28 protein-coding genes and 1 pseudogene are annotated in these 25,349 nt (G+C 64.8%); 21 read left to right on the top strand and 8 right to left on the bottom strand.

Features of this window, described 5'->3' with window-relative positions:
* The first annotated feature begins 72 nt into the window (after positions 1-72).
* The gene (locus tag IEW01_RS01705) at positions 73-960 is read left to right on the top strand and encodes an NAD-dependent epimerase/dehydratase family protein (protein WP_188525873.1); all 888 of its coding nucleotides are present in this window, start codon (positions 73-75) and stop codon (positions 958-960) included.
* Here the strand turns inward: IEW01_RS01705 and IEW01_RS01700 are convergent.
* The 4 genes from IEW01_RS01700 to leuC form a co-directional block, all read right to left on the bottom strand.
* Positions 953-2,017 (bottom strand): endonuclease/exonuclease/phosphatase family protein, encoded by a 1,065-nt coding sequence (locus tag IEW01_RS01700; protein ID WP_229738002.1) that lies wholly within the window; start codon positions 2,015-2,017, stop codon positions 953-955. The two genes, IEW01_RS01705 and IEW01_RS01700, sit on opposite strands and share 8 nt — an antisense overlap.
* Before the next feature lie 20 nt (positions 2,018-2,037).
* The gene (locus IEW01_RS01695) at positions 2,038-2,877 is read right to left on the bottom strand and encodes a hypothetical protein (RefSeq protein WP_229738001.1); all 840 of its coding nucleotides are present in this window, start codon (positions 2,875-2,877) and stop codon (positions 2,038-2,040) included.
* 274 nt (positions 2,878-3,151) lie between these two features.
* Positions 3,152-3,757: a 3-isopropylmalate dehydratase small subunit gene (leuD, locus tag IEW01_RS01690; RefSeq protein ID WP_188525871.1), complete on the bottom strand. Its 606-nt coding sequence runs from the start codon at positions 3,755-3,757 to the stop codon at positions 3,152-3,154.
* Entirely contained in the window at positions 3,757-5,160 is a 1,404-nt protein-coding gene (gene leuC / locus IEW01_RS01685) for a 3-isopropylmalate dehydratase large subunit (protein WP_188525870.1), read from the bottom strand. Before leuC ends, leuD begins: the two co-directional genes overlap by 1 nt.
* 239 nt (positions 5,161-5,399) lie before the next feature.
* Between leuC and IEW01_RS01680 the strand changes: the two genes are divergently transcribed.
* The 3 genes from IEW01_RS01680 to rlmH are packed head-to-tail and all read left to right on the top strand — an operon-like array spanning position 5,400 to position 7,709.
* The gene (locus IEW01_RS01680) at positions 5,400-6,737 is read left to right on the top strand and encodes a mechanosensitive ion channel family protein (RefSeq protein WP_188525869.1); all 1,338 of its coding nucleotides are present in this window, start codon (positions 5,400-5,402) and stop codon (positions 6,735-6,737) included.
* Positions 6,738-6,786: 49 nt separating this feature from the next.
* Positions 6,787-7,239 (top strand): ribosome silencing factor, encoded by a 453-nt coding sequence (gene rsfS, locus IEW01_RS01675; protein WP_188525868.1) that lies wholly within the window; start codon positions 6,787-6,789, stop codon positions 7,237-7,239.
* Positions 7,239-7,709, top strand: coding sequence for a 23S rRNA (pseudouridine(1915)-N(3))-methyltransferase RlmH (gene rlmH, locus IEW01_RS01670; RefSeq protein WP_188525867.1), 471 nt, complete (start codon positions 7,239-7,241; stop codon positions 7,707-7,709). Before rsfS ends, rlmH begins: the two co-directional genes overlap by 1 nt.
* Before the next feature lie 87 nt (positions 7,710-7,796).
* Here rlmH and IEW01_RS01665 read toward each other — a convergent pair whose 3' ends face one another.
* Positions 7,797-9,062, bottom strand: a complete 1,266-nt coding sequence (locus IEW01_RS01665) for a SulP family inorganic anion transporter (RefSeq protein ID WP_188525866.1) — start codon at positions 9,060-9,062, stop codon at positions 7,797-7,799.
* A gap of 138 nt (positions 9,063-9,200) precedes the next feature.
* Between IEW01_RS01665 and gpmI the strand changes: the two genes are divergently transcribed.
* The 3 genes from gpmI to IEW01_RS01650 are packed head-to-tail and all read left to right on the top strand — an operon-like array spanning position 9,201 to position 13,223.
* Positions 9,201-10,724 carry a 2,3-bisphosphoglycerate-independent phosphoglycerate mutase gene (gene gpmI / locus IEW01_RS01660; protein WP_188525865.1) on the top strand — a complete coding sequence of 508 codons (1,524 nt, stop codon included), beginning with the start codon at positions 9,201-9,203 and terminating at the stop codon, positions 10,722-10,724.
* Complete coding sequence (locus IEW01_RS01655) at positions 10,721-11,866, top strand: murein hydrolase activator EnvC family protein (RefSeq protein WP_188525864.1); 1,146 nt, start codon at positions 10,721-10,723, stop codon at positions 11,864-11,866. The genes gpmI and IEW01_RS01655 overlap by 4 nt, the downstream gene beginning before the upstream one ends.
* Positions 11,867-11,882: 16 nt before the next feature.
* Positions 11,883-13,223 carry a S41 family peptidase gene (locus tag IEW01_RS01650; RefSeq protein WP_188525863.1) on the top strand — a complete coding sequence of 447 codons (1,341 nt, stop codon included), beginning with the start codon at positions 11,883-11,885 and terminating at the stop codon, positions 13,221-13,223.
* Between the two features lie 81 nt (positions 13,224-13,304).
* Here IEW01_RS01650 and IEW01_RS01645 read toward each other — a convergent pair whose 3' ends face one another.
* Positions 13,305-14,141, bottom strand: a complete 837-nt coding sequence (locus IEW01_RS01645) for a CPBP family intramembrane glutamic endopeptidase (RefSeq protein ID WP_188525862.1) — start codon at positions 14,139-14,141, stop codon at positions 13,305-13,307.
* Between the two features lie 128 nt (positions 14,142-14,269).
* Here IEW01_RS01645 and IEW01_RS01640 point away from each other — a divergent pair, with 128 nt between their 5' ends.
* Positions 14,270-14,767 carry an RNA pyrophosphohydrolase gene (locus IEW01_RS01640; protein WP_188525861.1) on the top strand — a complete coding sequence of 166 codons (498 nt, stop codon included), beginning with the start codon at positions 14,270-14,272 and terminating at the stop codon, positions 14,765-14,767.
* A gap of 60 nt (positions 14,768-14,827) precedes the next feature.
* Entirely contained in the window at positions 14,828-17,722 is a 2,895-nt protein-coding gene (locus tag IEW01_RS01635) for an error-prone DNA polymerase (RefSeq protein WP_188525860.1), read from the top strand.
* Here the strand turns inward: IEW01_RS01635 and IEW01_RS01630 are convergent.
* Positions 17,710-18,015: a ribbon-helix-helix domain-containing protein gene (locus tag IEW01_RS01630; RefSeq protein WP_188525859.1), complete on the bottom strand. Its 306-nt coding sequence runs from the start codon at positions 18,013-18,015 to the stop codon at positions 17,710-17,712. The two genes, IEW01_RS01635 and IEW01_RS01630, sit on opposite strands and share 13 nt — an antisense overlap.
* Positions 18,016-18,192: 177 nt before the next feature.
* Here IEW01_RS01630 and IEW01_RS01625 point away from each other — a divergent pair.
* The 11 genes and pseudogenes from IEW01_RS01625 to IEW01_RS01575 all read left to right on the top strand — a co-directional run.
* A pseudogene (locus tag IEW01_RS01625) lies at positions 18,193-18,696 on the top strand (YeeE/YedE thiosulfate transporter family protein); the annotation flags it as partial.
* A gap of 3 nt (positions 18,697-18,699) precedes the next feature.
* Positions 18,700-19,332, top strand: a complete 633-nt coding sequence (locus IEW01_RS01620; RefSeq protein WP_188525857.1) for a YeeE/YedE thiosulfate transporter family protein — start codon at positions 18,700-18,702, stop codon at positions 19,330-19,332.
* A 28-nt stretch (positions 19,333-19,360) separates the two neighbouring features.
* Positions 19,361-19,666 (top strand): sulfurtransferase TusA family protein, encoded by a 306-nt coding sequence (locus tag IEW01_RS01615; protein WP_188525856.1) that lies wholly within the window; start codon positions 19,361-19,363, stop codon positions 19,664-19,666.
* A 4-nt stretch (positions 19,667-19,670) separates the two neighbouring features.
* Positions 19,671-19,880 (top strand): hypothetical protein, encoded by a 210-nt coding sequence (locus IEW01_RS01610; protein ID WP_188525855.1) that lies wholly within the window; start codon positions 19,671-19,673, stop codon positions 19,878-19,880.
* 108 nt (positions 19,881-19,988) lie between these two features.
* The gene (locus IEW01_RS01605) at positions 19,989-20,261 is read left to right on the top strand and encodes a hypothetical protein (protein ID WP_188525854.1); all 273 of its coding nucleotides are present in this window, start codon (positions 19,989-19,991) and stop codon (positions 20,259-20,261) included.
* A gap of 148 nt (positions 20,262-20,409) precedes the next feature.
* The gene (locus tag IEW01_RS01600) at positions 20,410-20,853 is read left to right on the top strand and encodes a rhodanese-like domain-containing protein (RefSeq protein WP_188525853.1); all 444 of its coding nucleotides are present in this window, start codon (positions 20,410-20,412) and stop codon (positions 20,851-20,853) included.
* A gap of 20 nt (positions 20,854-20,873) precedes the next feature.
* Positions 20,874-21,164, top strand: coding sequence for a hypothetical protein (locus IEW01_RS01595; protein ID WP_188525852.1), 291 nt, complete (start codon positions 20,874-20,876; stop codon positions 21,162-21,164).
* A 10-nt stretch (positions 21,165-21,174) separates the two neighbouring features.
* Complete coding sequence (locus IEW01_RS01590) at positions 21,175-21,453, top strand: hypothetical protein (protein ID WP_188525851.1); 279 nt, start codon at positions 21,175-21,177, stop codon at positions 21,451-21,453.
* 13 nt (positions 21,454-21,466) lie between these two features.
* Positions 21,467-21,655 (top strand): hypothetical protein, encoded by a 189-nt coding sequence (locus IEW01_RS01585; RefSeq protein ID WP_188525850.1) that lies wholly within the window; start codon positions 21,467-21,469, stop codon positions 21,653-21,655.
* Between the two features lie 39 nt (positions 21,656-21,694).
* On the top strand, positions 21,695-22,642 hold the full coding sequence (locus IEW01_RS01580) for a sulfurtransferase (RefSeq protein ID WP_188525849.1): 948 nt from the start codon (positions 21,695-21,697) through the stop codon (positions 22,640-22,642).
* Positions 22,643-22,660: 18 nt separating this feature from the next.
* A complete protein-coding gene (locus IEW01_RS01575; RefSeq protein WP_188525848.1) occupies positions 22,661-23,308 on the top strand; it encodes a hypothetical protein in 648 nt (215 codons plus the stop codon).
* Here the strand turns inward: IEW01_RS01575 and cbbR are convergent.
* Entirely contained in the window at positions 23,305-24,228 is a 924-nt protein-coding gene (cbbR, locus tag IEW01_RS01570; RefSeq protein ID WP_188525847.1) for a LysR family regulator CbbR, read from the bottom strand. The two genes, IEW01_RS01575 and cbbR, sit on opposite strands and share 4 nt — an antisense overlap.
* 105 nt (positions 24,229-24,333) lie before the next feature.
* Here cbbR and IEW01_RS01565 point away from each other — a divergent pair, with 105 nt between their 5' ends.
* Positions 24,334-25,344: a class 1 fructose-bisphosphatase gene (locus tag IEW01_RS01565; RefSeq protein ID WP_188525846.1), complete on the top strand. Its 1,011-nt coding sequence runs from the start codon at positions 24,334-24,336 to the stop codon at positions 25,342-25,344.
* Positions 25,345-25,349: the final 5 nt, after the last annotated feature.

Below are 25,349 nucleotides of genomic sequence, written 5' to 3'. Positions count from 1 at the left end.
ATATATCCAATTTCTGGCAATTCTCATTCGCATACGCATGTCTATCTTTCCGCATAGCGAAAGGAGATTCACATGACCCAAACCGTTCTCATTCTCGGCGGCAAAGGCCGTTTCGGCCGCCACGCCACGCAAGCCTTCGAAAATGCCGGCTGGCAGGTTCGCCAGTTCAACCGCGCCAAGGACAACCTCGCCACCGCGATGCAAGGGGCCGACGTGGTGGTGATGGGGTGGAACCCGCCCGGATACCACCTCTGGGCGCGCCAGCTTGTTGCGCTGCACAAAGAGGTCGCCAAGGCGGCGCGGGCTGCGGGGGCCACGGTGATCCTGCCCGGCAACGTCTACGTCTACGGCCCCGAGGCATCCTCGCCATGGACTGCGGAAACGCCGCATCTTGCCCGCAACCCGCTCGGAAGGCTTCGGATCGCCGCGGAAGACGCCTATCGGGCCGCCGGCACCCGCACCATCATCCTCCGCTGCGGCGATTTCATCGACGGCGAGAACAGTGGCAACTGGTTCGAGAGCCACATCGCCAGGAAGGCCCACAATGGCCAAATCCGCTACCCCGGCGACCCGACCGTGCCCCATGCCTGGGCCTACCTGCCCGATGCTGCCCGCGCCGCCGTCGCGCTTTCGCAGCAGCGTGACCGGCTCAACAGGTTCGAGGACGTGCCCTTTCCCGGCTACACGCTCTCGGGCGATGATCTCGCCGCCGCCATCTCGCGCGCGATCGGGATCAAGATCACCGTGCGGTCGTTCAACTGGGGCCTGATGCGGCTCCTGCGGCCTTTCGTGCCAGTCCTCGGCGGGTTGTTCGAGATGCGCTATCTGTGGTCGCTCCCGCAAGAGCTCGACGGCGGGCGGCTCGCGGCTCTGTTGCCGGATTTCGAGCCGACACCGATCGAAGCGGCGTTGAGCGCGGCCCTCGCGCATCAGTCGCGCCCCGGGGACGCGTTCAGTTGAACTCCAGGTCCACCCAGACCAGCCGATGTCGGCTTGCCGTTTCCACCACCTCGGCAAGCGGATCATCCGGCGCGGGCCAGAACACGCCTGCGCCGGACACTTCAAGGCGGGCATCGGGCAGAACGTAAGCCACCCGGAGATTACCCGGCATCGGGTCTGACCAATCGGCGGTGTCGAGGGCCGGGTCGCCCCGGTGTTCGGGATTTGCGGCCTGCGCACCGCCAATGCTCGCCGGTTGTGGGTCCTGTAATCGAGAATCGTCAAGCAGCGCGCGGATCGCCTCGCGCCGCCCATCGCCATCGGTCGGGTCAAGATTGGCGTTGCCGATCACCACCACCGGCCCCGCGGGCGGATCGAACGGCAGCGCGCCGTCGAGCAGGCGTTGCCAGAACAGGATCTCGTCGTGGTTGCGCCGACCGTTGAGGTCTTCCGGTCCGTCGAACACCGGCGTGGTGGCGTTGAAGGCAAGCAGGTGCAGCGGGCCGTCGGGCGTGATCACCGGCACATCCCAATGCGCGACCGAAGAGAGCCTTCGCGCCGCCTGCGCCTCGGCGGACGGGAACGGAAGGCCGTCCACCATCGGCGGTAACGCGCCCGGCAGGTCGGCCCAGAGGAAGGCGCTGAAATCGCGCACCGCGCCAAGCGGGTAGCGCGAAAGAATGGCCATGCCGCCCTGACCGGTGAAGGCGCCATATCCCTGTGCGTCGCGCGCTTCGCCAAGGCGGCCGTTGCCATCGAGATCGAGGCCCGAGGGCAGGCCGGCATTCGGACGGGCGGCGAACCGATGCGCCAGGTTGAGCCCGGCTTCATCAAGCAGATCGGCAAAAGCCGCAAGCGCATGGCCTTCATGATCGTGATCGAACCCGGTCAGCAGCAACACGTCCGGCGACGCCGCCGCGATCACCGCCACCACGGCCTCGACCTGTTCATCTCCGGTGAGAATATCGGCGAGCAGAAGGCCGGGGCCGCGGCGCTTCAATTCCACCTCGAAAGTGGCCACGCGTAGTGACTCTGCAAGAGAGGCGTTCGCCCCGGCAAGCGCGAGCGTGGTCGCCAACGATATGAGGCGGCGAAGCATCAGGCAGGCTGCAACGCCTGCTCCACCTTGCCCCCTCCCTGTTTCAGACGTTGTTCCGCGATCATGCCGGCGACCCGCTGCATCGCGATGCCGCGCATGAACAGGCTGGCGGGCAGGAAGGCCCATGCGCTGAGAGTCCAGATCAGGGTGTGCTGGTTCGCCATGGAAAAAGAACCGAACGCGCCCGACGCCGCGTTGACGATAACCGGGGTGAGGAACGGAAGCAGGAAGCCCAGGGCCAGGTTGACCCGCGCCTCGCGCTCAAGCCGCGTCACCACGTCGCCACCGGTGGTGGGGTCAAACATCGGCAGGTTGACCCAGACGTTGAACTTCGTGCCGCCGTTGGGCCAGTTCGAAGCCCGCATGATGATGAGGAACACCGCGAGCGAAAGCAGCGAGATCAGGTAGGCCATGCCGGCGGCGGTGCGCAGCATGATGATGTCTTGTACCGAGGACGACTCGGGCAGCATCAGAACGACCAGCCGGACCGGGCTGTAGGGGAAGTCGATGGATTGGCCGATCAACGTGCCGATCGCCTCGACAAGATGGGTGGCCGTCGACTGCCCGGAATCGCCCCGCACGACAACCGTCATCAGGAAGACCGTGGCGAACAGGCTCACGAACCGGATGCGGTTGAACGGCGGCGCATCGCGGAATTCCACCAGCCCCGGATAGGTCGCCGAGTATTCGAAAAACGTGAGCGCTGCGGCAAAGAACGCCACGAGCACGACAACCTGCGTCGCGTCGGGACCGACATCGTGCAGCATCAGCGACGGCGTGGCCACGAGCATCACCATCAGGAATGCGCGCACAATGGCTCCGGGAAGACGATCAAACACTGCCTCTGTCCTCAACCTGGACGGGCGCGATACGTTGCCGCGACCCTTGTTCCAACCTGATCCTGCCGATTGTGGCAGGCTGCCTCATATTTGCCATAATCCTGCCCACATCCGGGGACCACGGCAAGCAACGTCTTCATTTATCAGGAATTTCCGGGCGTTATTTGGGAGGAACTGGTGCGATTGTGCATCATTTTTGGAACGAAAATAGGGCCGCCTGGTGCGGCGGCCCTTGATGTTGTGGAAGGGCGTGAGCGCCCCTCAAAATGTCGCGTCAGACCCAGGGGCGCTCCTGCGCGGCCTTTTCTTCGAAGGTGTCAATCGCGGCCTTTTTCTCGAAGGTGAGCCCGATATCGTCCAGCCCGTTGAGGAGGCAATGTTTGCGGAACGAATCCACCTCGAAGGGAATCTCGACGCCGTCGGACGTGGTGATCAGCTGGTTTTCCAGATCAACCGTCATCCGCGCGTTGGCGCCCTTCTCGGCGTCGGACATCAGCAGATCGACCTGCTCGCGCGGCAGCACGATGGGCAGGATGCCGTTCTTGAAGCAGTTGTTGAAGAAGATATCGGCGAACGACGTGGAAATGACCGCCTTGATGCCGAAATCCTTCAAAGCCCAGGGCGCGTGCTCACGCGAAGAGCCGCAGCCGAAATTGTCACCGGCAACAAGGATTTCCGCCTCGCGGTATTGCGGCTTGTTGAGCACGAAATCGGGGATCTCGTTGCCCTCGGCATCATAGCGCATCTCGTCGAACAGGTTCACGCCCAGCCCCGACCGCTTGATCGTCTTGAGGAACTGCTTGGGGATGATCATGTCGGTGTCGATATTCACCAGCGGCATCGGCGCCGCGATCCCGGTGAGTTTTTTGAATTCGTTCATCAGATCATCTCCCGAACGTCGGTCAGGCGGCCGGTTACGGCAGCGGCGGCGGCCATGCCGGGGCTCACAAGGTGGGTGCGCCCGCCGCGGCCCTGTCGGCCTTCGAAATTGCGGTTGGAGGTCGAGGCACAGCGTTCGCCGGGGGCGAGCTGGTCGGGGTTCATCGCGAGGCACATCGAGCAGCCGGGCAAGCGCCAGTCGGCCCCGGCCTCGGTGAAGATCTCGGCCAGCCCCTCGGCCTCGGCCTGTTCGCGCACGAGGCCCGAGCCCGGCACGATCATCACCCGCACGCCGTCGGCCACCTTCTTGCCTTTCAGGATCTTCGCCACTTCGCGCAGGTCTTCGATCCGGCCGTTGGTGCAGGAGCCGATGAACACGGCGTCGACCTTGATCTCGCTGAGCGGCGTGCCAGGTTCCAGCCCCATGTATTCAAGCGCCCGGCGCGCAGCGTCGACCTTGCCGCCGGTGAAATCCTCGGGAGCAGGCACCTTGCCAGTGATCGGCAGCACGTCCTCGGGGCTTGTGCCCCATGTTACCACCGGCTCGATCTCCTCGGCAGGAATGGTGATGACCTTGTCCCAATGCGCGTCGTCGTCGGAGTAGAGAGTCTTCCACCACGCCAGCGCGGCCTCCCATTGGGCACCCTTCGGCGCGTGCGGGCGGCCCTTCACGTAGTCGAAGGTCGTCTCGTCCGGCGCGATCAGGCCAGCGCGAGCGCCGCCCTCGATCGCCATGTTGCAGACGGTCATCCGGCCTTCCATCGAGAGCGAGCGGATCGCCTCGCCGCAGTATTCGATCACGTAGCCGGTGCCGCCGGCCGTGCCGGTGCGGCCAATCACGGCCATGGTGATGTCCTTGGCGGTAACGCCGGGCTTGAGCTTGCCGGTGATCTCCACCTTCATGTTCTTCGACTTCTGCTGGATCAGCGTCTGCGTGGCGAGCACGTGCTCGACCTCGGAGGTGCCGATGCCGTGGGCCAGCGAGCCGAAGGCGCCGTGGGTGGCGGTATGGCTGTCGCCGCAAACCACGGTCATCCCCGGCAGCGTCCAGCCCTGCTCGGGGCCGACGATGTGAACGATGCCCTGCCGGACGTCGTTGACCGGGTAGTAGTGAATGCCCGACTCGCGCGCGTTCCTGTCGAGCGCCTCGACCTGGATGCGGCTTTCCTCGTTCTCGATGCCCTTCTCGCGGTCGAGCGTGGTGGGCACGTTATGGTCGGGCACGGCGATGGTCTTGTCGGGCGCGTGGACGCTGCGGCCCGCCATGCGCAGGCCCTCGAAGGCCTGCGGGCTGGTGACCTCGTGCACGAGGTGGCGATCAATGTAGAGCAGGCAGGTGCCGTCCTCGGCCTCATGGGCGACGTGGGCATCCCAGATCTTGTCGTAAAGTGTCTTCCCGGACATTCGGTTTTCTCCCGTGGGAAATGGTGTGAAACAGACGTGGTCGCGGCATGGCCGCGATCAAAGTCGCGCCAGTACGCTCAGCGTCGCGCCATGGAAGCGCCAAGGCAGGCGCGCGCGATCGTCCATGTCGAAGATCCGTTTCATGCTTGCCAGATACAGCCCGGCGGCGAGTCTCGCAAGTCTTGCTGCTGGACCTGCGCATTGGTTGGTGCGAACCTTGGCGGAAAGGACAGGCGCAGATGGAAGAAGAGAGCCGCATCACACCCCTGGAAACCGTCTCCCCCGGACCCGAGGAGATCGTTCTCGACCTTTGGGAGACGGGGATCCGCTTCGTTGAGGGGCTGATCCGGCCGTGGAACGCCTACCAGATGATAATTGCGCTGGCGCTCCTCGTGGTGGCCCACATCGCCGCGCGCTTCCTCGCGCCGAAATGGGAAGCCTGGCTGCGCACCCGTGAGGGTTGGCCGACATGGCGGATGCGATTTGGCGTGCTGGTCCACCGGCGGATGAGCCTGATCGTGTTCGTGGCAATCATCTGGCCGGTGATCTGGGGGATGCGGGAATTCACCTGGCCCTCGCGCTCCTACCTGCTCGCCATCATCGGACAGATCGCCTTCGCCTGGCTCGTCATCGCGCTGGCGACGCGGTTCATCGGCAATGCCACCTTGCGGTCGCTGGTGCGCACGGGCGGCTGGGCCTGGGTGACCGTCTCGATCCTCGGCCTCACCGACGACATGGTGGCACTGATGGACGGGCTCGCGCTCACGCTCGGCGAAATGCGGCTCTCGGTCTGGATGATCGTGCAGGCGGTGGTGATCATCGGCGCGCTGTTTTTCGCCGCGCGTTTCCTCTCGGCCAACTCGGCGCGGCGGATACGAAAGAAGACCGATATCAGCCCGTCGATCCAGGTTCTGACCATCAAGATCCTGCAGGTCGTGCTCTACGGCGCCGCCATCTTCATCGGGTTGAAGGCCGTCGGGGTAGACCTGACCGGGCTCGCCTTCCTGTCGGGCGCGATCGGCGTCGGCCTCGGCTTCGGTCTGCAGAAGGTGGTCTCCAACCTCGTGTCGGGCTTCATCCTGCTGCTCGACAAGTCGATCAAGCCGGGCGACGTGATTTCGCTCGGCGAAACCTTCGGCTGGATCGAGCAGATGGGCGCGCGCTACGTGTCCGTCGTTACCCGCGACGGGCGGGAATACCTCATCCCGAACGAAGACCTGATCACCGGGCAGGTGGTGAACTGGTCGCATACCAACGCCTTCGTGCGGCTCGATATCCATTTCGGCATCGCCTATCACAACGATCCGCACGAGGTGCGGAAGGTGGCGATCGAGGCGGCGAAGTCCGTCGAGCGGGTGCTGAGTTTTCGCCCGCCGGTCTGTCACATCGTCGGGTTCGGGGATTCGTCGGTTGATTATATCCTGCGTTTCTGGATAGACGACCCCACCGGCGGGCTGACGAACATCCGCGGCAATGTCTATCTTGCGCTCTGGGATGCCTTCAAGGAACACGGCATCGACATCCCCTTCCCGCAGCGCGAAGTGCGGCTGCTGGGCGACGGCAAGGCGGAATGTTGAGAATGGTCCCCGGAATTGCTATCTTCGGGTTAACCCGGCGTCGGGGTGCATGCGGCGCGCAACGAAGGAGGACTATGTCCTGTCTCATCCAGCAGACGCGGCCCATTTCGCGGCCGCATCGGGGGCAAGCGTGAAAACCGCGCCGATGCCCGTTACGAGCGATTCCCTGCTCGATCTCATCATCGCCTCACTCGAAGACGACAAGGCCGAGGATATCGTGTCGATCCCTCTCAAGGGTAAATCCTCGATGGCCGATCACATGGTGATCTGCTCCGGCCGGTCGTCACGCCAGGTGGCGGCGATCTCGGAGAACCTCACCGACAGGCTCAAGCAGGGTGTCGGCGTCCTGTGCAAGGTCGAGGGCAAGGATCAGGGCGATTGGGTTCTGATCGACGCCGGCGATGTGGTCGTGCACGTTTTCCGCCCCGAGGTGCGTGAGTTCTACCAGCTCGAGAAAATGTGGATGACACCCGGCGCAGCGGCCTCGCCCAGCACCGCCTGATGCGGGTTCAGATCGTGGCCGTGGGCCGGCTCCGTTCGGGGCCGGAACGCGAGCTGATCGACGATTATCTCACACGGTTCGAACGCACCGGACGTGGGCTCGGTCTCGGGCCAGCCCAGGTTATCGAGGTGGACGACCGCAAGGGCGGCGGGATGACCGCCGAGGCGCGGCTGCTCGAAAAGGCGATACCGGCGGGTGCGCTGGTCTGCGTGATGGACGAGCGCGGGCAGGAGATGACCTCGCCCGACTTCGCAGACCGGGTCGCCGCGTGGCGCGACGGCGGGCGGCAGGATCTGGCCTTGTTGATCGGCGGCGCCGACGGGCTCGATCCATCACTGCGCTCGAAGGCGGATTTCGCGCTCAGTTTCGGCCGCATGGTCTGGCCGCACATGCTGGTGCGGGTGATGCTGGCGGAACAGCTCTACCGCGCCGCCTCGATCCTTGCCGGAGCCCCCTATCACCGCGCCTAGAAGGGGGGCTTTCCGCCCCCCTCGCCCTGCGGGCTCACCCCCCGAAGGTATTTTCGGACCCAAGAAGAGCGCAGGTATCGCGCAAGCCTATTTGTCGCGGGGCGTCCAGTCTTCGCGCGATCCGGGCCGCGCGCGGCGGCGCAGCGCGAAGCCGAGGGCCACCCCCACACCGATGGCGACGGTGAGATCGACGAGCACGGTGAGCGCCATGGTGAGGAAGATCAGTAGGGCGTCCTGTCTCGGGCCGGTGATGTAGCCTTTCCACTTGTCGGGCTCCGACATGTTCCAGGCCGTCAGGATCAGCAAGGCGGCCATGGCGGGCATCGCGAGGTAGCCCGCGAACGGGGCCGCGAGCAGCATCACCGCGAGGATGGTGAGCGCGTGCACCAGCCCGGCCACGGGCGTGCGCCCACCCGCCTTCACGTTGGTGGCGGTGCGGGCGATGGCCCCGGTCACCGGCAAGCCGCCGAAGAGCCCCGATCCGATGTTTGCCGCACCCTGGGCGATCAGTTCGGCGCGGGGGCGGTGGCGTCCGCCCGACATGCGGTCGGCAACCACGGCGGACAGCAGAGATTCGACGCCGGCGAGAAAGGCGATGACGAGGGCGGAGGGCAGGAGTTCACGGAAGGTCTCGAAGCTCAACGCCGGCAGGCGCGGCGCCGCGAGTTGGCTCGGCAGCGCGCCGAAGCGACCGCCGACGGTGTCGATCCCGCTTCCCGGCAGGGCGGCGAGCGCCGACCCCAGCGCCACGGCAATGATCAGGCCGGGCACTTTCGGCGGCAGCTTGGCGCGCATCGCGACGATCAGGACGGCGGTGGCAACGGTGAGAGCGAGCGCGGGCCAGTGCAGCGTGGCGCGCGCCGCCCAAAGCGCCTCGACCTTGCCGATGAATTCCGCGGGCATCGCCTCGACCGTGAGGCCCAGCGCGTCGGCAAGCTGGCTGGTGGCGATGATCACGGCGATACCGAGGGTGAAGCCATTGATTACCGGTTCGGGCACGAGCGCCACGAGACTGCCCGCGCGCAGAAACCCGGCGATCAGCAGGATCGCCCCCGCCATCAGTGTGGCCAGGATCAGACCTTCCATGCCGTGCTCGGCGATCACCCCGTAAACGACGACGATGAACGCCCCGGTCGGCCCGCCGATCTGCACCCGGCTGCCGCCGAGCAGCGAAACGAGGAGGCCGCCGATGATGGCCGTGATCAGCCCTTGCGCGGGCGTGGCGCCGGAGGCGATGGCGATGGCCAGCGACAGGGGCAAGGCAACGAGGCCGACGGTGACGCCGGCGAGGAGATCGGCCTGGAACAGGGGCCAGGAATAGGCCCGGAGCGTGGTGAGGAGCTTGGGGGTCATGGTGATGCTGTTTGTGATGTGCGCGCAGGGTAACCGCCATCGGCGCGGTCGCAAGTCAATTCCCGCGGTGCCGGGCGAGGCCATTGTCTGCGCCCGGGCCGGAGGCTAGATAGGGAGCAACAGAAAGCGAGGCCCCCGATGACCACTCCCAAGCCCGTCGTCCTTTGCATTCTCGACGGTTTCGGCCTGCGCGAGGAACGCGAAAACAACGCCGTGAAACTCGCCAACACGCCGAATTTCGACCGGATCTGGGAGACCTGCCCGCACGGCACGCTGAGAACAGATGGCCGCGCGGTGGGCCTGCCCGACGGGCAAATGGGCAATTCCGAGGTGGGGCACACCAATATCGGCGCGGGCCGGGTGGTGGCGATGGACCTCGGGATGATCGGACTCGCGATCGAAGACGGCGAGTTCGGCACGAAGCCCGCGCTTCAGGACTTCATTCGCGCGGTGAAAACCTCGGGCGGCACCGCGCATCTCTTCGGCCTGACGAGCCCGGGCGGCGTTCACGCGCACCAGGATCACATTGTCGCCGCCGCCAGGGAAATCCGGGCGGCCGGCGTGCCGGTGGCGTTGCATGTCATCACCGACGGGCGCGACGTGGCGCCGAAATCGGCGCGCGAGCAGGTGGCGGCCTTCGAGGCCGACCTGCCGGAAGGCGCGCGGGTGGTGAGCGTTTCGGGTCGCTACTACGCGATGGACCGTGACAACCGCTGGGAGCGGGTGACGCTGGCCTACGACGCGATGGTGAAAGCGATGGGCGAGGTGGCGGCGAGCGCCGACGAGGCCATTGCCCGCGCCTACGAGCGGGGCGAGACAGACGAGTTCATCAAGCCAACCGTGATCGCGGGTCATGCCGGGATCGAGGATGGTGATGGCGTGTTCTGCATCAACTTCCGCGCCGACCGGGTGCGCGAGATCCTGCGCGCCATCGGCGAGCCGGGGTTTGCCGAGTTTGACGTGGGCACGCGGCCGAAGCTCGCAGGGCTGCTGGGGATGGTGGAATATTCCACCGGCCACAACAGCTACATGACCACGGTTTTCCCGTCGCGCGATATCGTCAACACCCTCGGGTCGTGGGTGGCCAGGCATGGGCTGAAACAGTTCCGGCTGGCGGAGACCGAGAAATACCCGCACGTCACCTTCTTCCTCAACGGTGGCAAGGAAGAACCCGAGGAGGGCGAAGACCGCTACATGGCGCAGAGCCCCAAGGTGGCAACCTATGATCTCCAGCCCGAGATGAGCGCGGGCGAGGTCACGGCGCATTTCGTCGAGGCAATCGGCAAGGGCTATGACCTGATCGTGACCAATTACGCCAACCCCGACATGGTCGGGCACACCGGCGATCTGCAGGCCGCGATCAAGGCGGTGGAGACGGTGGACGCCGCGCTTGGCGAGGTTCTCGCCGCGCTTGAGGCGGCGGGCGGCGCGATGATCGTGACCGCCGATCACGGCAATTGCGAAACCATGGTCGACCCCGAAACCGGCGGGCCGCATACCGCGCATACCACGAACCCGGTGCCGGTGGTGCTGGTCGGCGGTCCCGAGGGCATCGCCCTGCGCGAAGGCGGCAAGCTCTGCGATCTCGCGCCGACGCTGCTTGAACTGATGGAGCTTGAACAGCCCGAGGAAATGACAGGCGAGAGCCTGATCGTCCGGTGAGGGGAGCGGCGCTTCTCTTCGCCCTTGCGCTCGCACTCGGCCCGGCGGCGAGCACGGCGCAGACCGACCCGACCCAGAGCGCGCGGGCCGCGATGGACGAGTTGCAGGGGGCCAGTGCGGCGCTGGAAGCCGCGGAGGGCGCACGTGACCGCGTGGCGGCGCTGACACAGACGGTTCAGGCCTATGAAAAGGGGCTTGCGGCGCTGCGCGAGGGGCTACGGCAGGCGACGATCCGCGAAAGCGCGATCCATGGTGTCTTTTCGGCCGAAAGCGAGAGGCTGGCGCAATTGCTGGGGGTTCTGCAGTCGATCGAGGCAGCGCCGGAATCGCACCTTCTGCTTCATCCCTCGGGGCCGCTGGGCACGGTGCGTTCGGGCATGATCCTGTCCGATGTGACACCCGCACTTTCGCAGGAAGCGGCGCAATTGCGCAGGGCCCTGCAGGAGGTGGCGATGCTGCGCGCGCTGCAGGAGACGGCGGTGAGCACTCTGGAGGAGGGGTTGCAGGGTGTGCAGACCGCGCGAACGGAGCTGTCGAAGGCGGTGGCCAACCGCACGGATCTGCCAAGGCGATTCGTTGCCGACCAAGCGGCGATGGAGAACCTCATCAATTCCTCCGACACGCTGGAGAGCTTCGCCAGCGGGTTGATGAGCACGACGGTTGAAGAGACATCGGTTTCGATTGCCCAACCGGATTTCTCCGAAGCCCAGGGCGCGCTGGAGATGCCCGTGCTCGGCCGGGTGATCCGGCGCTTCGAGGAAGCTGACGCGGCGGGTGTGCGCCGTCCCGGCTGGGTGGTGGCGACACGGCCGCTGACTCTGGTAACAACGCCCTGGCCCGCGACGATTCGCTACCTCGGGCCCCTGCTCGACTATGGCGAGGTGGCGATTCTCGAGCCCGGCGAAGGGTACTTGCTCGTGCTTTCGGGACTGGGCCAGGTGTTCGGCGAGGTCGGCGAGGTATTGCCGAGAGGCGCGCCGGTGGGGCTGATGGGTGGCGCCTTGATGTCGGAGGATCAAGCCTTTTTGATGTCATCTGCGCAAGGAGGTGGCGCGCAGGCCACCGAGTCGCTTTATATAGAGTTGAGACGGAACGGAACGCCGCTGGACCCGAGTACCTGGTTTGTGGGGCCCGAAAACTGAAAGATCCGGAGCAGACATGAAAAAATTCCTGATGGCCGCGCTTGGCGGCACGCTCGCCGGGGCGATCCTGACCACGCAAGTGGCCGGTCCCCTCATCGCCCAGGAGGCGACGCGAAATTCAAGCATTTACCAACAACTCGACCTTTTCGGTGACGTGTTCGAGCGCATTCGTTCGCAGTACGTCGAAGAGGTTGAGCCCGCGGAACTGATCGAAGCCGCGATCAAGGGGATGCTGACCTCGCTCGATCCGCACTCGAGCTATCTTGCGCCGGACGACGCCGCCGACATGCGGGTGCAGACGCGCGGCTCCTTCGGCGGCCTCGGGATCGAGGTCAGCCAGGAAGACGGTTTCGTGAAGGTCATCTCTCCGATGGACGGCACCCCGGCCGACGCGGCCGGCATTCAGGCCGGCGATTTCGTCACCCACGTTGACGGCGAGAGCCTGCTTGGCCTCACGCTCGACGAGGCCGTCGACCTGATGCGCGGGCCGGTGGGCTCGGAAATCATCATCACGGTGGTGCGTGAAGGCGTCGACGAGCCGTTCGATGTTTCGATCATTCGCGACACGATCAAGCTGACCGCCGCCACCGTGCGCACCGAGGGTGACATCGCGGTGATCCGCATCACCACCTTCAACGATCAGACCTATTCGAACGTGAAGGACGGCCTCGATTCGGCTGTCGAGGAACTGGGCGGCATGGACCAGCTCGCCGGCGTGGTGCTCGATCTGCGCAACAACCCCGGCGGCCTGCTCAACCAGGCCATAACGATTTCCGACGCCTTCCTCGAATCGGGCGAGATCGTCTCGACCCGGGGACGGAACCCGGAAGACACCGAGCGGGTGAATGCAGAGCCGGGCGACATCACCGAAGGCAAGCCGATCATCGTGCTGATCAACGGCGGTTCGGCCTCGGCTTCCGAGATTGTCGCCGGCGCGCTCAAGGACCATCACCGCGCGATCATCGTGGGCACCAAGAGCTTCGGCAAAGGCTCGGTGCAGACGGTGATGCCGCTTCGTGGCGACGGGGCGATGCGCCTGACCACCGCGCGCTACTACACGCCGTCGGGCCGCTCGATCCAGGCTCTGGGCGTGAGCCCCGACATCGTGGTTCAGCAACCGCCGCGCACACCAGTCGAGGAGAATGGTGAAGACGAAACTCGCCGCTCCCGTTCGGAAGCCGATCTGCGCGGTCGCCTCAACAACGACAGCCTGAGCGAAGACGAGATCAAGCTGATCGAGGATGAGCTGGCCGCCGCGGAAGAAGCCGCCAAGCTGCGCGATCAGGATTTCCAGCTTTCCTACGCGCTGGACCTGCTCAAGGGGCTCGCCACCGTGGCGATGGACACCAACCGCTGACGCGATCGTCCACCTGACGAACAAAAGGCCATCCCTTGCGGGGTGGCCTTTTCCTTTCCGGTCCGGCGCCCGAACTCCGGTTCAGGCCGGTTTTCCCAGGCGCCCGCGGGTGGCGACGATCAGCATGATCACCGAGGCCACGACGACCCCGGTCATAAGGGGAAGCAGGATTTCTTCGGCCGCCCCGTGCATCTCCGCCTCGGGCACGAGGACCAGAAGGCCATTTGCGGTGTTGTAACCGGCGTGCAAGACGAGGCAGAGCAGAACGCTGCCGGTGCGGTTCATGAGCCACGTATACCAGAACGCGTGCGCGGTGATCGAAACCAGCAACAGCCCGACCCGAAGCGCGAGATCGGACAAGGGAACCTCGCCCGCACGCACCGTCGGATCGCCCCAGAGGAGAGGCAGGTGCCAGAAGGCCCAGACGATGCCAAGCAGCAGGGTTGCACGGAGGGGTGAAAGCCGGTCTTGCAGGGTCGGCAAGGCGAAGCCGCGCCACCCCGGCTCCTCGTTGCCGCCCCCGATAAGGGCCATCACCAGGAACACCGGGGCATAGGACGCAAGACGCTCGGGAACGAGACCAAGGTCGATCCGGTATCCAAGCCCGACAAACAGGACGGAGGTGATCGCCACCAGAAGCACCGGCCAACCGAGAACGAAAACATACCACCGCGGGGCCACGCGCCATTTGAGCAATCCTTTGGCCCAAGCCCATGGATCACGGCCCAGCGCGACAACCATGATCAACCCGGCCAGCAAGGGGCCAAAGCCCCCCGAATAGTGGGCGAGCGTGGCCAACGTGCCCTCTCCCTGCGTGAGACCGAAAACCCATGCGCTCCACGAGATGCCATAGGCGATCGCGGCGAACGAAAGGAAGGGATGACGGGACAGGAACGTATCGGCGGCGCTTGTCTTCATGGCGATCACCCTAACGTGATTCTGCAGATTCCTGAACCTTGGTTTCGACCGGCCGGTCATCGTTTGTTGGTCTTGCCTCGCAACTGGGCTAGGTTGTCGACGGCAAAACCAACCATCCGGATCGCACGATGTCACCCGACGAAATCTCTGCCCTGCCCTACCGCCCCAACGTGGGTATCATGCTGGCCAATCCGAAGGGGCTGATCTTCGCGGGCCAGCGGCTCGACGCGGCGAAGCTCGGCACCGGCGAAACCGCCTGGCAGGCACCCCAGGGCGGAATCGACGAGGGCGAAGACCCACTCGAAGCGGCCTTGCGCGAGCTTGAGGAGGAAACCGGGGTGAGCCGCGATCTGGTCACCGTCGAGGCCGAATACCCAGGGTGGCTGACCTACGATCTGCCGGCCGAGGTGGTGCCGCGGATCTGGAAAGGGCGCTTCAGGGGGCAGAAACAGCGCTGGTATCTGATGCGCTTCCACGGCGCCGACAACCAGATCGTGATCGAGACGGCGCATCCCGAGTTCAGCCGCTGGACATGGCTGGACCCGCGCGATCTCGTCGAAAAGATCGTGCCGTTCAAGCGCGACATCTACCGGGAGGTGATCGCGAAATTCGAGGACCGTTTGTAGCCACCCGCAAGACACGGGGACTCCACGTTAGAACAAAACGTGAATATACTCGTTCACGCCATGTTTGCAGAATTATCGATCACATCGAACTTCACGTTTCTCACCGGGGGGTCGCACCCGGAGGACTACGTTGAGCGGGCGGCGCTGACGGGGATGCCCGCGCTTGCCATCGCCGATGAGAATTCGGTGGCCGGAATCGTGCGCGCTCACGTGGCGGCACGGGAGATCGCGCGGCTTGTGGCGGAGCGGCGGGCCTTCGATGCCACGCACGGGCTGTTCGGGCCGCCCGCGCCGGAGGGATGCCCACACCCGGCCTCGGCAGATATCTACACCGTGCCCCGGCTGATCCCTGCCGCGCGGATCGTGACGGAGGAGGGCGTGGCGTTCACCGCGCTGCCGCGTGATCGGGCGGCCTGGGGGCGACTCACCCGGTTGATCACGCTGGGACGCCGCCGCGCACCGAAGGGGGAAGCGCTGATCCGGGTGGGCGACGTGCTGGAATTCGGCGCCGGAATGGAAATGCTGCTGCACCCGCCCGAACCGGCGCCGGAGGGCTGGCGCGGGCAGGTGGCGCGACTCAGCCGCGCTTTCGCGGGGCAGGTCGCGCTGGTGATGGCGCCACGCTACGACGGCGCAGATTCTGCGCGGTTTGCCCGGCTGTCGGATCTGGCGGAGGCGCTTGGCCTGCCCACCGTGGCCAGTGCCGAGCCGATCATGCACCACGCCCGCCGCCGCAAGCTGGTGGACGTGCTCAGCGCGATTCGCACCGGGTGCCGGGTGGACGAACTGGGCCTGCTCGCCCAGCCCAACGCCGAAAGGCGGCTGCGGTCCGAGGCGGAGATGCTGCGGCTGTTTCGCGGCCAAGAGGGCGCGGTGCGCCGGGCCGGCGAGATCGCGGCGCGCTGTCGTTTCAGCCTCGACGAGCTGCGCTATGAATATCCGTCCGAGATCGCCGAGGGCGAAACCCCCGCCGCGCGGCTCGAACGCCTGGCCCGCGCCGGGCTGCGCGCGCGTTACCCGGGCGGCGCCCCGGAGCGGGTGCGGGGGATGCTGGCACACGAACTCGCGCTGATCGGCAAGCTGAAATACGAGCCCTATTTCCTGACCGTGCACGACATCGTCGATTTCGCCCGTTCGCGCGGCATTCTCTGCCAAGGGCGGGGTAGCGCGGCGAACTCGGTGGTGTGCTACGCGCTGGGGGTGACGAGCGTTTCCCCCGAGATCGGCACCATGGTGTTCGAACGCTTCGTGAGCGAGGCGCGCGACGAGCCGCCGGATATCGACGTCGATTTCGAGCACGAACGGCGCGAGGAGGTGATCCAGCATATCTACGAAAGGTATGGCCGCCACCGCGCCGGGCTTTGCGCCACGGTGATCCATTACCGGGGCAAGCGGGCGATCCGCGAGGTGGGGCGCGCGATGGGGCTATCGGAAGACACGATCGCGGCGATGTCGTCCCAGGTCTGGGGATGGGGCGGCAGCGGGATGCGCGAAGACCGGCTGCGCGAGATCGGGCTCGATCCGCGTGACCCACAGCTCGCGCTGGTGATGAGCCTCGTGGACGGGATCCAGGGCTTTCCGCGCCACCTCAGCCAGCACGTGGGCGGCTTCATCATCACCGAGGGCAGGCTCGACGAGCTGGTGCCGGTGGAAAACGCCACGATGGAAGACCGCACGGTGATTTCGTGGGACAAGGACGATATCGACGCGCTCGGCATCCTCAAGGTAGACGTGCTCGCGCTGGGAATGCTCACCTGCATCCGCAAGGCCTTCGACCTCATCTCAACCCACCACCACACCGATTTCACGCTGGCAAGCCTGCCGCCGGAAGACCCGGCCGTCTACGACATGCTCTGCCGGGCCGACAGCGTGGGCATCTTCCAGGTGGAAAGCCGCGCGCAGATGAACTTCCTGCCGCGGATGAAACCGCGCTCGTTCTACGATCTCGTGATCCAGGTGGCGATCATCCGGCCCGGCCCGATCCAGGGCGACATGGTTCACCCGTTCATCAGGCGGCGTAACGGCGAGGAGGCGGTGAGCTTTCCCTCCGACGCGCTCGGCGCGGTGCTGGGCAAGACGCTGGGTGTGCCCCTGTTCCAGGAACAGGCGATGCAGATCGCCATCATCGGCGCGGGCTTTTCCCCCGACGAGGCCGACCGGCTGCGCCGGGCACTTGCCACCTTCAAGAAGCTCGGCCACGTGAGCGAATTTCGCGAACGCTTCCTGCGGGGGATGCGGGCGAACGGCTATGACGAGGATTTCGCCCAGCGCTGTTTCAGCCAGATCGAGGGCTTCGGCTCCTACGGCTTTCCCGAGAGCCACGCGGCGAGCTTCGCGCTCCTGGTCTATGCCAGCGCCTGGCTCAAGCGCCACCATCCCGGGATCTACGCCTGCGCGCTGCTCAACAGCCAGCCGATGGGCTTTTATGCCCCGGCGCAGATCGTGCGCGATGCACGCGAGCACGGGGTGGAGGTGCGCCCCATTTGCGTCAACGCCTCATACTGGGACAACGTGATGGAACCCGACGGCAAGGGCGGGCTCGCGCTCCGGCTCGGGTTTCGCCAGATCCGCGGCATGGCGGAGGAAGAGGCGCGCTGGATCACCGCGGCGCGCGGCAATGGCTACCTCGCGGTGGACGATGTCTGGCGCCGCGCGGGCACACCACCCCGCCTGCTCGCCCGGCTGGCCGAGGCCGACGCTTTCGCCGCGCTGGGCCTCGACCGGCGCGAGGCGCTCTGGCAGGCGCGCGCGATCGGTGGCGAGGCCCCGTTGCCGCTCTTCTCAAGGGATATAGATGGCGAGGTCATCACCGAGCCGCCGGTGACGCTGCCCGAGATGAGCCTCGGGGAAGCGGTGGTGGAAGATTACGTCTCGATGCGGCTCAGCCTGCGCGCGCACCCGATCGCGCTTCTGCGGCCGCTGCTGACGCCGGGGCTCGGCGATCAGAGCGCGTAGATGTTCATGTATTTCATGCAGATCACACGCAGGCAGGACGAGATGTTCTTGTCGTTCGCCACCAGGCATTGATCGTGGATACGGCAGATCAGTTGCGGCAGGGTCACGCCCATACGGTCCGACATGTCTTCCAGCACCGTCCAGAACACCCGTTCAAGCCGGATCGTCGTGCTGTGGCCGTGGATTCGGAAGCCGCGCTTTTCGGGGCGAAACTCGCTCACCTGGTCGATGGAACAGGCGTTGAACATGTGCCCGAGGAAGTCTTCAGGTTCAATCTCAACATAAATCGACATTACTTCACCTCCTCCGCGAGCAGCATTTTCGCCGTCTTTTCATGTGGTTAGATGTTCCCGACTCCCCTCGCGCGCGCGCGAGGCCAAAATGTTTGCATATATTACTACCACCGCGGGACAGGAGCTTCCTAACCTTTTTGTGAACGCCAAAACAAATGTCGTGAGCGGCAATGGGAGGACGCCTTGGCCAGCGAATTTTTCAAGAAGACCCTTGATCCGGTGATCGCCCTCGTGGCCATCGCGGTTCTGGACATTTTCCTTTTCGTGATCGTCGGAGCCTGGACGGTGGGCGGCGGCGAAACCATGATGACGGGCCTCATTGCCCAGAGCTTCATGGGTGACGATCTCGAGCGTCTGCCGTTCTGGACCCTCGTGTTCGAACCCGACCCGACCTATTGGAAGATCTACATCAGCCTCGGGATGCTGTTCGGCGCTTTCGTCAGCGCGATCATCGCCAAGGAATTCTACATCCGTTTCCCCCGCCGGGTCTCGGAATGGGTTCTGATCACCATCGGCGGTCTGCTCATGGGGATCGGCATTCGCCTCGCCTTCGTGTGCAACGTGTCGACCTTCTTCGGCATGGGCCCGGAGATGAACATGGGCGGCTACCTTGCGATCAGCGGCATCATCGCCGGCGCCTGGGTCGGCTCGATGATCTACAAGAAAATCCTGGAGGGCTGACCAATGAGCGCCATCGGAACCTGTCTTATCGCTTTCCTTTTCGGCTCGATCGTCGGCGTGCTGGTGCAGCGCTCGCGCTTCTGCAACACCGCCGCATTGCGTGACGCGATGTTGTTCAAGACCTATCGCAACACCAAGGCGCTGCTCGTCGCGATGATGATCCTGACCATCGGGTTCACGCTGTTCATCACCTTCGGCGAGGGCAACCCGATGTATTTCGACGTCGGCCTCAACACCTTCGCCGGGCTCTTCATCTTCGGCGTGGGCATGGTGCTGGCCGGTGCCTGCACGGTTTCCACCTGGGTCAAAACCGGTGAGGGCAACGTCGGGGCGCTCTGGGCCCTGATCTTCACCTTCGTCGGCATGTTCCTGTTCTCGCTCGTGTGGTCGGCGAACTACTGGCCCCCCGCACCGGCCTCGATGACCGGCGAACCGAACTTCGAAGCCCTGCAACTGGGCTACGCGAACGCCGCCACGCTTCAGGAGAAGTTCGGCATCCCCGCCATCTTCTTCGGGCTGATCCAGGCAGGCGTGCTCTACTACATCTACCGCGCCATCCTCCGCAAGGAGGCCGGCCAGGCCGAGAGCCATCGCTTGGCACAGGCCAAATCCGCAACAGCACAGCCCGCAGAATAACGCGCGGACGATTTGACAGGAGGATACAATGGGACTTTTCGGAAAGAAGAAAGCGGCCGAGAGCACGGGCCCGGTGGGCGAAGCCAAGCTGAGCAACGGCACGGTGATTTCGATCGCGCAGAGCGTGGATTGCCTCGGTGACAGCTGCCCCCGCCCGCAGCTGATGACCAAGAAAGCCGTTGGGCAGGTTGGATCAGGCAACGTGGTGGAAGTGATCCTCGACAACCCCTCGTCGGTCGAAGCACTGCCGCCGATGTGCGACGAGATGGGCGCCAAGCATCTTGAGACGATCCAGGAGCCGCGCTGCTGGAAAGTCTACATCCAGAAGGATTGAGGGCATGACCGCATCCCGCATCCTGATGCACGCCTACGCCTGGACCGGGCTCGCCATCACCGTCGTCGGCATTGCCTACACGCTGGTGAGCCCACCCCAGAGCCTTCGGACCGACCGAGATGGCGTGCCGCATTTCACGCCTCAGGTCGAGCACCCGATCACCGGCGAGGGCGTGAGCGTGAACGAACTGATCCGGCACTATCGTGGCGATTGAGGAGAAGACCATGGATTTTGAAACCGGTGCACAGCTCATCATCGCCGTGATTGCCTTTGGCGTGATGTACCTGAGCTTTCTCAAAGACACGCTCTGAGGGGGAACGAAATGGACCGCAGCAGCTTCATCTTTTGCACGGCGAGTGTGATCGTTTGCCTCGGGGTGGCCTGGGTCACGTTCCCGCTCGCCGCGCTCGACGAGGAAACCATCGCCCGGGTGAACACGCCTCAGCCGGCGGAAGAGATGCCGATGATCGATGTGGGCGGGGGCTTCGGCAAACTGCCCGCGACGGAACTGATCGACTACTACATCGAGAACCCGCCCGCACCGCCGGTGGCCGGGGTGGTGGCCGCGCCCGAAATCAAGTTCGGGGGCTGCTGAGATGGGACTTGCGCGGCCATCGTCGGGGAAAGGCGCCGGCTCCGCCGCGCCTGCCCTGCTGGCCGCGCTGACTCTCGGTGCGCCGGGTGCCCTGTCCGCCGATCCCGTGTCACGGGTCGGCGCCCTGCCCGAAACTGGCGCGGTCGCGGTGCTCGACATTCGCGCCGAGGCCGATTGCCTTGCCGGCTCTCTGCCGGATGCGCGATGCCTGCCGGCCGCCTGGATGCTTGATGATGGAGCCGGTCGCGCCATCGGCTTTTCGCAGCTGCGATGGCTTCTCGGCACGGTCGGGCTCAGCGGGCGCGAGACCCTCGTGATCTATGATGGAGCCGAAAAACCCACGAACGAGGCCTGGGCGGTGGCGGCCCTGGTCCATCTCGCCGGGCAGGCCGAAGTTTCCGTACTCGAGGGTCGGGCCGAAACAGGCCGCAACGGCTGGCCACGCGCTTTCAGCCGCGAGCAGGTTTTTACCGCGCCAATGAACTTGGCCGCGATGACGTTGGATGCAGAGGGTGCCGGGCCAACCGTGGCAGCCCTCTCGGATTTCGCACGAGGCCGCGTTGCAACCGTGGCCTTCGCGCCGGAGACATGACCGAAAGGAAATAAAAGACGATGGATGTGCTTTTTCATATCACCTCGCCAGATGCCGCCCCGATCGCCGCGGCGCTCGGCCGCGCGTTCTCGGACAAGGGCAAAGCCTGGGGCTGCTTTCTGACCAATGACGGTGTGAAGGCGCTCGTGGATCCGGCCTTTGCCGCCGCGAGCAAGAACGCCGCGCGCGTGGCGGTGTGCGAGCATTCCTGGGATCTGCACATGGCCGGGCTGGATTGCCCTGTCGAACGCGGCAGCCAGACCATCAATTCCGCGCTCATGGCCGAGGCCGGGCGCGTGGTTTCGCTCTGAGGAGAACGATATGGACACCAAGAACATCCTCGTGCTCGGTCGTCGCGATCACACCGAAGCGATGCGCGTGGCCGCCGGGCTCACGATCTTCGGCCACGAGGTTCGGTTCGTTTTCATGACCGAGCCGGTGGCCGACACCGAGGCCAACGCCGAGCAGGCAGAGCTTCTGGAGCTATCGGATATCGAACCCGAAACTACCGTTGCGGAAATGGCGGAAGATTTGCCGTTTCTCGACACCGCCGCGCTGGGCAAGGCCATCTCAGAGGCCGACCGCGTGGTGAACATTTGAGGAAGGCGAGGGCATGAAGATCGTCGAATTGAAGACCGGGCTGTTTCCCGACGCGAACCGCGTCGCCGAAGCCGTGACGGAAATCGAAACCGCGCATGATGTAGAGCGCCATGATGTTTCCGGACTCGCGCCGGAGGACACCCAAGCCTGGGCCGATGTGGCCGAGGCGGTGCTTTCGGCCGACATGGTCGTGACACTCTGACGGAATGCGCAGAACCAGACCAAAAGGGAGGACTGAGAAATGAAGTCTATGGTGAAGAAGATGAAGGCCATGATGGCCTCAATGGCGATCATGGTGATGGCCGGTATCGCCGGACCGGCAATGGCAGCCGATCCGCTCGTCGACGTGGCGTGGGTGAAGGAAAATATCGGCAAGGACGGCGTCGTGTTTGTCGATGCGCGGGGCCAGACCGATTACCTGCGCGGGCACATCCCCGGCGCAGTCAACACCGACTACGGCAAGTCCGGCTGGCGTGTTGCGAAAGATGGTATTCCGGGCGTGTTCCCGGATGATCCTTCCGATCTCGCAGCACATATCGGCAGCCTCGGGATCGACAACGATACGCACGTCGTGCTCGTCGCCCCCGGTTCGAGCTCGTCCGACATGGGCACGGCAACGCGCATGTACTGGTCCTTCAAGGTGCTCGGGCACGATGAAGTTTCGGTGCTGAACGGCGGCATGGCGGCTTACCTGTCGGAAGTTGACGGCGACAAGAACCCCGTGAACCCGCTTGAAAAGGGTATGCCGGAAATCGCGGCGAAGACGTTCAACGTCGCTCTGCGCGAAGACATGCTGCTCAACGAGGAAGACGTTCAGGCGGCCGCCGACAGCGGTGCGCTGATGGTCGATAACCGCACCGCTGACCAGTATCTCGGTGTGAACCGTCACGGCGCGGCGAAAGCCTCGGGCACCATCCCCGGGGCGGTCAACCTGCCGCAGAGCTGGATGACGGACAACGGTGGCGGCATGTTCCGCGACAGCGACACCCTCGCCAAGCTCTACCAGGCCGCCGGCGTTCCGACCGAGGGCGACCAGGTGAGCTTCTGCAACACCGGGCACTGGGCCTCGATCGGCTGGTTCGTTTCTTCGGAAATCCTCGGCAACAAGGACGCCAAGATGTATGATGGCTCCATGGTCGCCTGGACCAACAAGGCGATGCCGATGGAGGCGCAGATCGCCGCCGAGTAAACACGAGTGAGGTGATACATGGCGCAACTGCGCCGCAACATTCTCACGAGACTGGCCGCAACGTGGTTTGGCGTTGCGGCCAGTTCCTTTGTGACTGTCGAAACCGCACAAGCGGAGGCGCTGGTGGCCAGCCCGTCGCGCACGCTGGCCGCGGAACTGCGCGTTGCCCGTGGTGATCTGGCCCGGTTGGAGGAGAATAATCTTCCCGAAGCCCACCGCACCGGCCTGGAAGAGCGCATTGCGGGGGCGCTCGGTCTTCTGCCGTGGCTGTTGATCCAGGCTGGAGATCCGGAAGGCGCGAGACGTCTCACCGAACACAGCCCCGACGACCTCGCCGCACTGACCGTGGCCCTCGACGCCATCATTGAACGCCACGCATTCGACCTGGCCGAGCAAGGCACGGCGCATGTGCGCGCGACGGCGCTGCTGGAGGCCCGCGCCATCCACGATTCCTATTGCGCCGGGTGCCATGACGATACCGGCGATGGCGATCCCGAAATGGAGCTCCCGATCCGCGATCTTTTCGGGATGGCCCGCGCCGAGCCAGGCGAGGTTTTCGCCGCGCGGCTTTACGTCGGCGTGAAGGGTGACGAGACGATCGGTTTCCGAAACCCGCTCACCGAGACACAGTTTCAAGCACTTTGGCGCTACTATTCCAACGACTAGAGCTGGGGCAGGAAGCTGCCCTCCATCTGAGAGATATAGGCCCTCACCCGCTCGGCGGCGGGCGTAAGCGGAATATCGTCACGGTTGAGCAGATACCAGGCGCGTTCGATCGGCAGGCCGGGAAGATCGAGCTTCACCAGCCGACCGGTATGTAACTCGTCGACCACGGTGTGCTGCGAGATCAGCGCAAGGCCAAGGCCGGCGATGACGGCCTGCTTGATCGTCTCGTTGGAGCTCATCGTGATCGCGTCGTAGGTGCGCCCATCGCCGATACGGTCAAGGAACCGAGTCATCAGGATACGCGTGCCGGACCCCTCCTCGCGGCCGATGAAGGTTTCTTCGAACAGCTCATCGGGGTCGATCCGGCGCATCCCTGCGAAGCGGTGATCGGGCGGCGCGATCAAGACGTGCGGGTGCGGGCCGATCAGCACCGAGGTGTTGATCGGAACGCGCGGTGGGCGGCCCATGATCGCAAGCTGGATCTGGCGCGCCTCGAGAGCCGCGATGGTCTGCCCGCGGTTGCCGACCACGAGATCAATCCTGATCTCGGGAAAGACACGCTTGAGCATGGCCACGAGGCCCGGGGCAAAATACTTGCCGGTCGAGACCACCCCGAGCTGGACGAAGCCCGCCCGCCCGTCGCGCAGTTCCGACACCGAGCGCATGCAGGCATCGAGCTCGACCTCGATGCGGCGAATCGACTCCAGAACCACCTCGCCCTCCGGCGTCAGTTCCATCTTGCCCGATGAGCCCCGGCGCAGCATTTCGGCGTGCATGTTCTCGGACAACTGCTTGAGCTGGGTGTGGACGGCGGGCGGCGTGAGGCGAATTGCCTCAGCAGCCTTGGTGATCGAACCATGTGCCGCCACGGCGCTAAGTGCCCGTAATTGCTTGAGAGTAATGGCGTCGGGGCGATGCATCTTAGATTTTTCTTTTTAGATATTTCTTCTTATTAAATTCTGTAAACGATTCCACCGTGGCACGACAAGGGCAATCCGGTTTGGAGGCCGGACTTGGGAGGAATCATGAGCACCACGGACGTTTTTGACGATACGTCACACATTCCGGCTGACCTTCTGCCGGTCATGGAGGCGCTCGGGGTTGTTGGCCGCGATCTGTGCCGCACGATCAAGCGGGGGCCGCTCGGCGGCTCGCTTGGCGCAGGTGTTGGCGAAAACCTCGGCGGCGACCAGCAGAAGGCCCTCGACGTGATGGCCGACGAGGCCTTCGCAGAGGCCCTGAAGACCACCTCCGTGCGTTACTACGCGTCGGAGGAGCAGGACGAGGTCGTGGAGTTGAACCCGAAAGGGCATCTCGGCCTCGCGATCGACCCGCTCGACGGGTCGTCGAACATCGACGTGAACGTGTCGATCGGCACGATCTTCTCGATCTTCGAGGCAAAGGACGGCGACCCCGACGGCAGCTTCCTGCGGCCGGCCGACGAGCAGCTTTGCGGCGGTTACATCATCTACGGGCCGCAGACCTATATCGTTGTCACCTTCGGCAACGGTGTGCAGAGCTACATCTTCGACCCCGACACCACCGTCTGGAAGCTTGTCGAGACCGAGCACAAGGTGCCCGAAAAGGCCCGCGAGTTCGCCATCAACGCGTCGAACTACCGGCACTGGAGCCCGGCGATCCGCGCTTACATCGACGATATGCTGGCCGGCGAGACCGGACCGCGCGATCAGAACTTCAACATGCGCTGGGTCGCCTCTCTGGTGGCGGAAACCCACCGGATCATGAGCCGGGGCGGGATCTTTCTCTACCCCGGCGACGATCGCACGGGGTATGAGCGCGGCCGCCTTCGCATGGTCTACGAATGCGCGCCGATCGCCTTCCTGATCGAACAGGCGGGCGGGCGCGCCACCGACGGGCATGATCGGATCATGTCGCAGCAGGCGAAGGAGCTGCACGCGCGCACGCCCTTCGTGTTCGGCAGCGCCGACAAGGTCGCGCGCGTCGCCGCCTACCAGGACCTGCCGACCGACGAAGTCTCGGCCCTTTTCGGAAACCGCGGCCTGTTCCGCGCTTGAGGAAT

The sequence above is a fragment of the Sinisalibacter lacisalsi genome, from assembly GCF_014640115.1.
GTDB classification, from domain to species: domain Bacteria; phylum Pseudomonadota; class Alphaproteobacteria; order Rhodobacterales; family Rhodobacteraceae; genus Sinisalibacter; species Sinisalibacter lacisalsi.
The sequence above is the reverse complement of the archived record's forward strand: the minus strand, read 5'-3'. Positions and strand labels throughout refer to the sequence as shown.